Here is an 11,610-nt window from a genome sequence, read left to right as displayed (position 1 = left end):
AAAGATAAATAGTTGACGCCGTGACAAACCCACTTTAGCTCAACAACAATCATACCGAAAAGTAACAAAACCAGCATAAAACCGCGAGTCACGTCACATTTGCAGTCATAAACATCGCTTGTTAAGGTGTCCTCAGATTAATTTGATGACGAGGAAATACACCATGAAAAAGATTAACTTCATTCTGCTTTCTGTTCTGACCGTAACATCTGGCTCCGCACTGGCGATGGGCGCATCTATTGAGCAGGGTAAAAACTTCACCAACTTAAATATCGAAATGGGCAAATCCACCTCCGGTATTTATGCTGAAAGTAACTGGCTCAAAAATACCGATGACGGTACTCAGACGGGTGGTGTAGGTGCAGGTTATAACCTGGAAGTGGGCCCGGTAATGCTGAATGCAGGTGCGAAAGCCCTCTACCTCGGCCCGAAAAAAGGCGATAACGGTGTCGCATTCCCGGTCGGCGGTGGTGTAAACGTGGCTCTGACCGACAGCATTAACGTCTTCGGTGAAGGTTACGTAGCGCCTAACGGCCTGAACAACAGCGTGAAAAACTACGTCGAAGCCAATGGCGGCGTGAGCTGGACGCCAGTTAAACCGGTTACGCTGAAAGTGGGCTATCGCCACGTAAGCGTTGACGGCAAAGACGGTCGTCCAAACCACACCCTGATTGACGGTGCCTACGTCGGCGGCGGCGTGAGCTTCTAAGGCTTGCGAACAAAACAAAAAACCTGCCCCAGGGCAGGTTTTTTTATATGAGAGATTCGCTAACGCTGAACCTGCAAAATCTCCTGCGATTCCTGATTGGCACTCACCTCCTGCGGCGTTAACCACAGCGGCTTCCGGCCAAAGGTTTCGTACATTTTCAGCTGATCGTCATAATGCTTATCCGGCGTCCCATCCGGGGCCACAAACCCGCTTTGACCGGGCGCAACCACGTCCCACGCCAGCACCGGGCTTGCTCCCGATTGAGGGGAGAAGACAATCATGTCGTTTTCCGTTCCCCGGTTCTGATATTCGGCCTGATGACGCGCCTCTTTCGTCGCCGCCTGCGGCACGCCAAAGAAGTTGTTCGCGCGGAAGGTCAGCGCCATGGCAGGTGTTTCCCAGGCGTTGATATCCGTACCGTAGCGCGCCGAAAGCGTCTGCCACGCATCCTGCAGGGCCGCGAGGACGACCGTCTCCTGCGACTGTCCGGCAAAGAGATCGACCTCCTGCGGGATCGCCGATTTTTCCCCCTCCAGCGCTTCGAACAGGATCTTGGCCCCGACGCTGATATTCAGCGAGCCGGTCGGCCCGTCCTGCGTCGTTTCATAGCCGCTGGCACTGTACCAGGTGTTAAAGGGTGCCGGTACGGCGGCAACCACCGTGCGCTTCAGCATACTGGTCAGCCAGGCATTGAGAATGGCGGAACCGGGTTGATCATAGGTTTTCCCGTCGTCGCGTAAGCGATTTTGACCGTCCCAGCTCGTGAGCTTTTGCACCAGCTGCTGGCGGGGATCGCTCTGCGGCAAACTGCCCGCCGCTTTTTGCAGCGCAGGCAGGAACAGACGCAGGTTCAGATCCTGACGGCTGGTTTTTTGGATCAATCCCCAGGCTTGTTCGTAGGTCAGCGTGGGCTGTTTATCGATAAGCTGCGTGATTTCAGTAACGCGATCCGCCCCGCCCCATAAGAACGCGAACAGATCAGAGGCCGGATAATCTCTCTGCGGAGCGTTGTTCCAGTTAGCGATATACCCCGACTGCGGGTTATACACCTTCGGATTGAGATCAAACGACAGCAGCCCCTGCCAGTCCCACTTTCCGGTGCCAGGCACCGGCAGGCGCGGATCGTGACCCGACTGGCGTTTCGGATATGCGCCCCCATGAACGTAACCGATGTTGCCGTCGATATCCGCGTAATACCAGTTGATAGTGAGCGCCTGCTTCGCCGCCTGCGCCGTCCAGCTCGGCCAGTCTTTGGCCTTCATCTGGTGCGTCCACGCCAGCAGGGAAGCCACCTCTTTCCCCTCCCATGCGCGCGCTTTGGCGTAGGCGGTGTGTGTCGCCGGATCGACGTTGATCACGTTGCCGTGAACGGTTCGCCAGACGGTAAACGTCTCCGGCTGCCCGTCTTTCACGGCGATCGTCTCTTCGCGACGCTGCATTTTGATCCACTCGCCGTTATGCAAATATTCACCGGGTTTGCTCTCGGAGGTCTGCTCCGCAAAGATATCCACATCGTCGCCGAATCCCGCCGTCGCGCCCCATGAAATGGTCCCGTTGTGGCCGAACACCAGCCCCGGATAGGCAAACGGCGTGTTGCCGGTCACGTCATAACCCGCGCCGTGCAGCCCAATACCATAGGTATACGCCGGGGCGTACCAGCCAAATTGCGGGCCGTTGACCATAATCGCTTTCGCGTCCTGCGCCTTTTTCTTGCCAATCACCCACATATTGCTGGTGGTCGGGTAACCCGCCAGGCCATTGGCCCCACTACGGGCAAACTGGGCGGCGATCGTTTCGCGGTTTTGCCCGGCGGTGAGTGCCAGCAGTGCGCCATCCCGGCCTTTCGCCGGTCGGTCGAGCATCGGTGCGGGGAGATCGTAGCGCGGGAGCAGCGCGGCGGTTTGGCTGTTTTTCAGATCGACCGTGATCGGATAGCGACTCTCCTGTGCGGCGATGGTGGTCGGCGCTGCCGGATTCACCAGCCATTTCAGCTGGTTAAACACCCCCATCCCTTTTTGCGCGCCGTATCTATCTTTTAACGCCGTGAGAAGCGCCAGGTTGTCGATTTCACTGGTGCTATCGGAGAAACGGTTGGCCATCGTGCCAACAAAAACCATCGCCACATCAAAGGGCTGCCAGTGCCCAGGCTTAAAACCAAACTCGGTAAATTGCGCAGGCAGACGCTTACCCGGCTCGGCGTTCACTTTATCAATCCAGGCGTTCATGCCGTCGGCATAACCCTTAAGGATCGCTTTATCATCGGCGGAGAGCGCGGCGATCTGCGCGTGAATCGACGCCGGCCAGTAGTTCTGGCGGATATCCTTATCAAAACTCACAAAAGATTTTCCGAGCACTTCAGACACCGTGCCCTGGGTGCTGCGACGGGCCATCTCCATCTGGAACAGGCGATCCTGCGCCACCACATAGCCGTAACCGTAAAAAAGACGATAGGTATCATCGGCGTAGATATGCGGCATGCCGTAGCTATCGCGAACGATCTTGACCTCTGTCGGGGCGGTATTCGCCAGCGCCGCGAGGCTCCAGCTTAGCGTCAGGGAAGCCACAACACAGTTCACGATCATACGATTTGTATTTTTCATTGTATCCTCTTGCAGGTGTATGATTTTCGATTTGATACTAGCAAGAGGCGAATTGTTATCCAGAACAGCCAGTTTGTTTCACTGCGAACTGTGAGTCTGGTAACTAATTCATGATACGAATATATCCATTATGTGATACCAGGCGAATCACAATCATTTGTTGATTGCAAAAAAAGGGCGGCTCGTAAGCCACCCTGTTTAGTGCTGTGAAATCGGTTAGCGGCGAACGACCACCAGCTTCTGATTCACAAACTCTTTAATGCCCAGATCCGAAAGCTCGCGACCGTAGCCGGAGCGCTTCACGCCGCCGAACGGCAGTTCAGCCGCCGTGTCGGTCAGCCAGTTGATGTAGACCATCCCGGTTTCGATCCGCGAGGCCATTTTCTTCGCACGCTCAATGTCCTGGCTGAATACCGCCCCGCCCAGCCCGTAGTTCGAGTCGTTTGCCAGGCTCACCGCTTCGTCGTCGTTTTTGACGACATAGAACTGCGCCACTGGCCCGAAGAACTCTTCAAAATAGGCCGGATTCTCACGGGAGATATGGGTCAGGATTGTCGGCTCAAAGAAGTTGCCGTCGCGCTGCACCGGCTTGCCGCCCACGTGGACTTTTGCGCCGTTTTTCACCGCCTCGTTAACCTGTTTGGTTAACGTCTCCAGCGCATCTTTCGACGATAGCGGCCCCAAAGTGGTGCTCTCATCCAGCGGATCGCCGATTTTGACCTCGCGGAACGCCTCGGTGAAAGCCGTCAGGAACTGATCGGCCACTTTTTCATGGACGATAAAACGCTTCGCGGCGGTACACACCTGCCCGGCGTTGTTGAGTCGGGCATTGACGCCGATCTTAACCGCTTTCTTGAGATCCGCATCGTCGAGCACGATAAACACATCGTTACCGCCCAGTTCGAGGGTCGATTTTTTGATGTGCTTCGCCGCCTGCGCTGCGACCACGCTCCCGGCCTTCTCAGACCCGGTCAGGGCTGCACCCTGCACGCGCGGATCGGCAATGATCTTCGCGACCTGATCCTGCGAGATAAAGAGGTTCGTCCAGGCGCCGTCCGGCGCACCGGCTTCACGCACCAGATGGGCGAACGCCTCCGCGCAGTGCGGCACGATGCTGGCGTGTTTCGCCACCACAGGGTTGCCCGCCGCCAGGTTCGGCGCCAGCACACGCATCAACTGATAGAACGGGAAATTCCACGGCTCAACGGCCATCACCACGCCGATAGGATGGTGCTCCACCCAGGCGTCTCCCAGTTCCGATTTGTACTTCACTGGGGCGAGAAATTGTTTCGCATTGTCTGCGTAATAGCGGGCGATTTGCGCGCAAAGCTTCACTTCCCCGCGGCTTTGCCCGATGAGTTTCCCCATCTCCTGACTGGCGATTTTTGCCAGCTCTTCGCTCCGGCTATCGATCAGATCCGCCAGCTTATGCAGCACCGGCAGACGCTGTTCGATAGCGCCTTTCGCCCAGTCGGAATGGTAAAGGGCATCCGCCGTTTTTAGCGCGGCCTCGACATCAGCATCGGTATGAGATTTGTACTCTTTAATGAGCTTGTTGTTAGCAGGATTCACTGTCTGGTAAGCCATGTAGGTCTCCTTAATTACCGCTTAGGGTATTAAGGGTAGTCAAAATGGCCGGGGGTGGGCGTAAAGTTGGGTATATACGGACGTTTCTTAGAAACATGTTGTAAAAAAGGCACATCACCCGATGTGCCTTACCTGTTTATTCGTCAAAAGAGCAGTAACCGCCTTTATGATGCGAGCCGGTCCCGCCGTGAGGGTGCTGCCCTTTTGGGCAGGCCAATGCTGTAAATGACGTCATCGTAAATAAAGCCAAAAACATTGCTACAAGAATCTTTTTCATGTATTCCATCCGCGAAATAAATAATTCCTATTTATATTTCCCCGCGTAAACAAACGGGAAGGGAAATTATACTCCCGGTAAATAGGGTTATTAATTAACGGATGTCGCAAATAGATTAACGATCGTGCTGCGCGATAAATTTTTTTATGCAAACAGGCATTCGCCCGTTCAGAATGGCAGCGGCAAAACCGCAGAGCCACAAGGCTCACCATTGACTCCCATCACAGTTCCTCTGCGTCATTTCCCCCACTACCTCTGGGCTGCTCATCCTAACCCGTTGAAAATCCACATACCCAACAACCATCCATTCGAAAAACACTATCAATAACCTATTTTATCCAATTGGATATGCAATCACGCTCTCCACAGAATGTGTACAAACCTACGCATTCAGGAGTTCCCATGTCTATTTCCGTGATTAACAACACCCCGTATGAAGCCGTTGAAATCATTCAGGCTGCCAAACCCGGCTTTAAACCGCGCATCGCGTTTATCCTCGGCTCCGGCCTTGGCGCGCTGGCGGATAAGCTTGATAACAAAACCGTTATCTCTTACGAAAAACTGCCGGGCTTCCCGGTCAGCACCGTGATTGGTCACGCGGGTGAAATAGTGATGGGTTCGCTGCACGGCGTGGATCTCATCTGCATGAAAGGACGCGGGCATTTCTATGAGGGCGTCGGGATGGGCATCATGACCCACGCGGTGCGCACCTTTAAGCTGCTCGGCTGCGAATTCATGTTCTGCACCAACGCCGCCGGTTCACTCAACCCGAACATCCCGGCGGGCAGCCTGGTGGCGCTCAATGACCACATCAACACCATGCCGTCCACGCCGCTGGTTGGGCCGAACGACGACCGTTTTGGGCCGCGCTTCTTTAGCCTCGCCAACGCCTACGACAACGATCTGCGCGCAAAACTGCACCACACAGCGGGTGATCTCAACATCACGCTGCACGAAGGCGTGTTCGTCTCCTACCCGGGGCCAAACTTCGAAACGGCGGCAGAAATCCGCATGATGCAGAACATGGGCGGCGATGTGGTCGGCATGTCGGTGGTGCCGGAAGTGATTGTTGCGCGCCACTGCGGCCTGAAAGTGCTGGCGGTTTCGGCCATCACCAACATGGCGGAAGGGCTGAGCGACGTGGAACTGTCCCACGAACAAACCCTGAAATGTGCGGCGATGGTCACCGACGATTTCATTCGCCTGATTAGCCAGTTCGTGAAGAACTGCCGCTAACTTCCCGTCCAGCGGCGGGCACGCGCCCGCCAGGAGAAATACAGATGTCAGAAAATTACTCTCGCGGCAGTCTGAATGCGATTTCGTATCTGAGCTACTACTTCGTCGGCGCGCTGGTCTCGACGCTGGGGATTGTCCTCGGCCCGCTCTGCGCCGCGTTCAATAAGGATCCGAGTTTCATCGGCCAGGTGTTTACCCTGATGAATATCGGCATGTTCGTGCCGATCATGCTCGGCGGCATTCTGATGAAAAAATGGGGTCTGCAAAAGCCGCTGGTGATCGCCGCCGCGTTGACGATCCTCATCAGCGCCCTGCTGTTCGCCACCCCGACGCTGACCATGTTCAGCGTGGCGGTCGCCATTATCGGTGCCTGCGGCGGTATTTTTATGACCATCGGCAGCTACCTGGTGGTGCGCATCAATCCGGACGAAAAAAGCCGCTCATCGAGCCTGATCTTCACCGATTTCTTCTTCAGTCTGGCGGGCGCAACGCTCTCCTTCCTGCTGGCGTGGCTGTTTAAAATGGGCGCGAGCTGGATTGCCATGTACGGCATCATGGGCGGGCTGGGCGTGCTGATGCTGATCCTCACCCTGCGTAGCCGTTACCCAAGCACCGTTGCGCCAGAACCGGCGCATCAGGACACCACCCGCAAAGAGCCGTGGGGTCGTTCCGTGTGGCTGCTGTGCGGCGCGCTGTTCCTGTTCCTGCTGGCGGAGCCGATTTTCACCATGTGGACGCCAGGCTATCTGCAGTGGCGTTTCCAGATGCTGCCAGAACAGGCGGCGCTGTACACCACCGTCTACTGGGTGGCGAAAGCGACCGGGCTGTTCCTCAATCAGTTCACCGTCAAATGGATGAAGCTGCGCACCTTCCTGCTGATCTGCACCGCCGTCGGTCTGGTGGCGATTGCGCTTATCAGCAACAGCGCCAATACCACGCTGATTCTGATTGCCTGCGGCGCGTTCGGTTTCTTCAACTCTGGCCTGTTCTCCGGGCTGATGAGCTACGGTTCGCTGCAGGTCAGCCGCAGCTCCCCGACGCTTATCTCCGCGCTGCTCACCTGCGGCACCGTCGGCACGCTGCTGTTCGCCACTGTCTCGTCGCTGGTTAACAGCCGCTACGGCCTGCACGGCGCAGTGAATGCCTCCACCTGCGCCTACGCGCTGCTGATGGTGACGCTGCTTGCGGCCATCGCCTGCAGCAAGGCTGAACGCCTGCACCGGGGCGAGGCGGTCGCGGTTTGACAGGCTCCAGGGAGGGTTGCATGATATCGCCACCCTCCTTTTTTTCGGTGCCCGGTATGCTCGATTCACAGGCCAACAGCCGCATTCGCTTCCGGATGCTGCGCTATTTCCAGACCCTCGCCGATGAGCTGCATTTTGGGCGCGCTGCCGCCAGGCTAAATATCTCCCAGCCGCCGCTGAGTATGCAAATCAAAGAGCTGGAAGAGCTGCTGGGCGTGGAGTTGTTTGAGCGTACCAGCCGCAAAGTGGTGCTGACTCACGCCGGAAAAGTGCTGAAAGCGGAAGTCGACCGTCTGCTCAGCGCCACCGAACAGTCCCTGAACTATGTGCGCCAGATTGGCCGCAGTGAAAAGCAGCACATCAATATCGGGATGATTGGCAGCGCGATGTGGGGACCGTTGCTGACGCGCATGAAAGCGTTCCGCGAGGCCAATCCGGACGTCAACTGGACGCTGCACGAGCTGGGCCAGCAGGAACAGACCGAGGCCCTGCGCGCGCGCACCGTGGATATCGCCATCAACCGCAACGTGATCCCTCACGTCGAAGCCAAAATCCGCTGCCAGATGATTGCCCGTGAGGCGGTGTGCGTGGCGGTACATGAGAGCGATCCGCTGTGCCGCCGCAGCAAAATATCCCTGAAAGATCTGGTCGACCGGGCGTTTATCTCCCTCTCTTTCACCCACAGCGACTTTGCCCGTCAGGTGTATGACAGCTGCCTCGCGCTGGGCGTGTCGCCGCTGGTGACGCATCAGGTCTTTGAGCCGCAGACCGCGCTGGCGCTGGTCAGCACCGGTAATGGCGTATCGCTGTTACCCGAATCCTGCGCGCTGATCCACTGGCCGGGCGTGGTGTTCCTGAAACTTACCGAGACTATCCCCGCCGATCTCTACGCGCTGTGGTACGACGAGCCGCTGCCGGATCTGTTCAGCCGTTTTCTGGCAGCCCTGCGCGACTGATCACACTTTTTTGCACTCCTCCCACGTTCCGCTCTATCCTTAACCCTATGGAAAAATTAGCTGAACTCAAACGCGCCAAGCTGTTGGCGCTGTCGCTGCTGCTGGTTGCCGCCGCGATTTTCATTGCCACGCTGTTTCTGCCGCAGACGATCTGGGTACGCGGCGCGAAGGCGATTGCCGAGGCGGCGATGGTCGGCGCGCTGGCGGACTGGTTCGCCGTGGTGGCCCTGTTCCGCCGGGTGCCGATCCCGTTTATCTCGCGCCATACGGCGATTATCCCGCGCAATAAAGATCGGATCGCCGATAATCTCGGCCTGTTCGTGCAGGAAAAATTTCTTGATACCCAGTCTTTAGTTGCGCTGATCCGTCGCTACGAACCCGCACAGATGATCGGTAACTGGTTCAGCCAACCGGATAACGCTCAGCGTGTCGGGCAGCATCTGATTCAGGTAATGGGCGGGTTCCTGGAACTGACGGACGACGGGCGCATTCAGCGCTTACTGAAACGCGCCGTACACAAGGCCATCGATAAGGTCGATTTTACCCAAACCAGCGCGGCGATGCTGGAGAGCATGACCAAAAACAACCGTCATCAGGTGCTGCTGGACGCGGTGATCAACCGCCTGATCACCCTGATTCAGCGCGACAGTACGCGGGACTTTATCGCCGCGCAGATCGTTCACTGGCTCAAAACCGAACATCCGCGCAAAGCGATGATGCTGCCGACCGAGTGGCTCGGCGATCAAAGCGCCGAGCTGGTCTCCGATGCGGTGAACGCGATCCTCGACGATATCAGCCACGACCGCACGCACCAGATCCGTCAGGCGTTTGATCGTGCCACGCTGAAGCTTATCGACAACCTGAAAACCGATGCGGAGATGGCGACTAAAGCGGAGAACATCAAACACTACCTGAAGAATGACGAAGCGTTTAACCGCTATCTCGGCGAGATGTGGGCCGACCTGCGCGCATGGCTGAAAGCCGATATGCAGAGCGACGACTCCCGCGTGAAGCAACGCATCGCCAACGCCGGACAGTGGTTCGGCGAAACGCTGGTGGCCGACGCCAGCCTGCGCGCCTCGCTGAACGAACATCTGGAGCAGGCGGCGCATCGCGTGGCACCGGATTTCGCGGCATTCCTGACGCGCCATATCAGCGATACGGTGAAGGGCTGGGATGCAAAAGACATGTCACGACAGATCGAGCTGAATATCGGCAAAGACCTGCAGTTTATCCGCGTTAACGGCACGCTGGTCGGCGGAACTATCGGGTTGATTCTGTTTCTGCTGTCGCAAATTCCGGTGCTGCTCCCCCACTAAAAAATGGGGCAGAGCGCCCCATTTTGTTATGAGTTTACCGGCTGCGGCGCAGGCGAATCTCTCCCCGCCTCGCGCGCGCGAATCACTTCCGCCTCAAAGAATTCCCGGACCACGGTGACCGACAGTCCGATCACGATTTGCAGGTTCCTGCCATTACGAATCGTCCCTAACGCCCCCGCAGCTTTCAACGCGTTGTCATCCATCACGCACGAGGGATCGTGGATCACCAGCCGCAGGCGGGTCTGGCAGTTGCTGATGGTTTCAACGTTTTCCGCGCCGCCGACGCACTGCAGGATCGCAATCGCCTTCTCGCGATCGGGTTGTTTGCCCGCCGCCTTTTTATCGCGGTAATCCTGTTTCGAATAGAGACGCACCTCGCCTTCATCCTCGTTACGCCCCGGCGTCAGGATGTTGTATTTGAGGATCACGTAGCGGAAGACCATAAAGTTGATCGCCGCAAATCCAAAGCCGATGGCCAGATGGATCCAAATCAGGTGCGCGTGGTTTTGCGCGTAGAAGATCCAGTTGAACAGGATCATGTCGTTCATCCCGCCGCCCATAAAGCCCACCACCCCGGCCATGTACAGCGCCATACACAGCACCGCGCCGATCAGCGCGTTGAGCAGATAAAGCACCGGCGAAATAAACAGATAGGTGAATTCGATCGGTTCGGTAATACCCACGCTCATCGCGGTGATGATCGCCGGGATCACCAGGGCCGCCACTTTTTTCTTCTGGCTTTTCTTCGCGGTGGCGTAAATCGCCAGCCCCGCACCCAACGAGCAAAAGACGCTGATATTGCCGTAAAGGGAGTAGCCCGCCGCTGGGAACTGCTCGCGCAGCGGCACGGCAGAGGCCGCGTAGGTCGAGACGTTCTCGATCCAGTGGGTGTAGAGACCGCCATCCACCACCGCCGGGCCGAAGAAGAACGGGAAATAGACGAAACGGTGTAGCCCCGTCGGCACCAGAATACGCTCCACAAACGCAAACAGCCCCATTCCCAGCACGTCGGCTTCGATGTAGAACGTTTGCATGGCGTTGATGCCCAACTGCACTTTTGGCCACACCAGACAGGTGAGCCACGCCAGAGGGATCATCAGGAAGAAGGCGATAATGAACACCAGCGCCATCCCCTGGAAAATCGAAAAGTAGTCGTGGAGTTTTTTCTCGAAAAAGCGGTTGTGGATCCAGGTGACGATCCCGCCGACGATCAGGGAGAAGACGATACTGGTATCCAGCGTTTTGATGCCGCCCACCAGCGCCAGCCCGCTCTGCCCACCCACTTCCTGGCTAAAATTGACGCCGAAATCAGCGCCCCAGAAGGTGAGCATCCCGTTGGTAAAATAGTTAAACGCCATGTAGGAGAAAAAGGCCACCAGCGCTGCGCGCGCCTGGGCGGATTTCGCCAGGCCAATCGGCAGCGCCATACAGAACAGCAGCGGGAAGTTGCGGAAAATCGTCCAGCCGCCGGACTTCAGAATCGTCATTACCTTGTAAAAAGTCGCGTCCGGATGGGCCAGATCGCCCATGATATCGGGCATGGTGAGGATGTTGGTGACGGCCAGCAGCAACCCTGTGAACGGCAGGAAAGCTATCGGGACCGCCATCGCGCCGCCAAACGTCTGGAAGGCGCCCATGATGTTGAGTTTTTTCATTTATTATTATCTCCAGCTATCCGCTCT

9 protein-coding genes are annotated in these 11,610 nt (G+C 56.9%); 5 read left to right on the top strand and 4 right to left on the bottom strand.

Going from position 1 to position 11,610, the window contains the following annotated elements; genetic code table 11:
* Positions 1–163 precede the first annotated feature (163 nt).
* Positions 164–709 (top strand): YfaZ family outer membrane protein, encoded by a 546-nt coding sequence (locus C0560_RS03140; RefSeq protein WP_100777764.1) that lies wholly within the window; start codon positions 164–166, stop codon positions 707–709.
* A 59-nt stretch (positions 710–768) separates the two neighbouring features.
* Here C0560_RS03140 and C0560_RS03135 read toward each other — a convergent pair whose 3' ends face one another.
* From C0560_RS03135 to C0560_RS03125, 3 genes are all read right to left on the bottom strand, one after another.
* Entirely contained in the window at positions 769–3,309 is a 2,541-nt protein-coding gene (locus C0560_RS03135; RefSeq protein WP_181827294.1) for a penicillin acylase family protein, read from the bottom strand.
* 216 nt (positions 3,310–3,525) lie between these two features.
* Positions 3,526–4,896, bottom strand: a complete 1,371-nt coding sequence (locus C0560_RS03130) for an NAD-dependent succinate-semialdehyde dehydrogenase (RefSeq protein ID WP_100777766.1) — start codon at positions 4,894–4,896, stop codon at positions 3,526–3,528.
* Positions 4,897–5,032: 136 nt separating this feature from the next.
* Complete coding sequence (locus C0560_RS03125) at positions 5,033–5,173, bottom strand: hypothetical protein (RefSeq protein WP_181827292.1); 141 nt, start codon at positions 5,171–5,173, stop codon at positions 5,033–5,035.
* A gap of 402 nt (positions 5,174–5,575) precedes the next feature.
* Between C0560_RS03125 and xapA the strand changes: the two genes are divergently transcribed.
* From xapA to C0560_RS03105, 4 genes are read left to right on the top strand one after another with little or no spacing between them, the layout of a single operon-like run.
* A complete protein-coding gene (gene xapA / locus C0560_RS03120) occupies positions 5,576–6,409 on the top strand; it encodes a xanthosine phosphorylase (RefSeq protein ID WP_181827291.1) in 834 nt (277 codons plus the stop codon).
* Positions 6,410–6,453: 44 nt separating this feature from the next.
* On the top strand, positions 6,454–7,653 hold the full coding sequence (gene tsgA, locus C0560_RS03115; protein WP_102104527.1) for an MFS transporter TsgA: 1,200 nt from the start codon (positions 6,454–6,456) through the stop codon (positions 7,651–7,653).
* Between the two features lie 56 nt (positions 7,654–7,709).
* Positions 7,710–8,609 carry a LysR family transcriptional regulator gene (locus tag C0560_RS03110; RefSeq protein WP_181827290.1) on the top strand — a complete coding sequence of 300 codons (900 nt, stop codon included), beginning with the start codon at positions 7,710–7,712 and terminating at the stop codon, positions 8,607–8,609.
* Between the two features lie 47 nt (positions 8,610–8,656).
* Entirely contained in the window at positions 8,657–9,928 is a 1,272-nt protein-coding gene (locus C0560_RS03105) for a DUF445 domain-containing protein (RefSeq protein WP_248859621.1), read from the top strand.
* A 26-nt stretch (positions 9,929–9,954) separates the two neighbouring features.
* On the opposite strand, the gene C0560_RS03100 is transcribed toward C0560_RS03105, so the two are convergent.
* The gene (locus tag C0560_RS03100) at positions 9,955–11,583 is read right to left on the bottom strand and encodes an alpha-glucoside-specific PTS transporter subunit IIBC (RefSeq protein WP_181827288.1); all 1,629 of its coding nucleotides are present in this window, start codon (positions 11,581–11,583) and stop codon (positions 9,955–9,957) included.
* Between the last annotated feature and the right edge of the window lie 27 nt (positions 11,584–11,610).

This window comes from Lelliottia sp. AC1 (genome assembly GCF_023278595.1).
Lineage (GTDB): Bacteria > Pseudomonadota > Gammaproteobacteria > Enterobacterales > Enterobacteriaceae > Enterobacter > Enterobacter nimipressuralis.
This window is presented reverse-complemented; position numbering and strand designations above follow the sequence as displayed.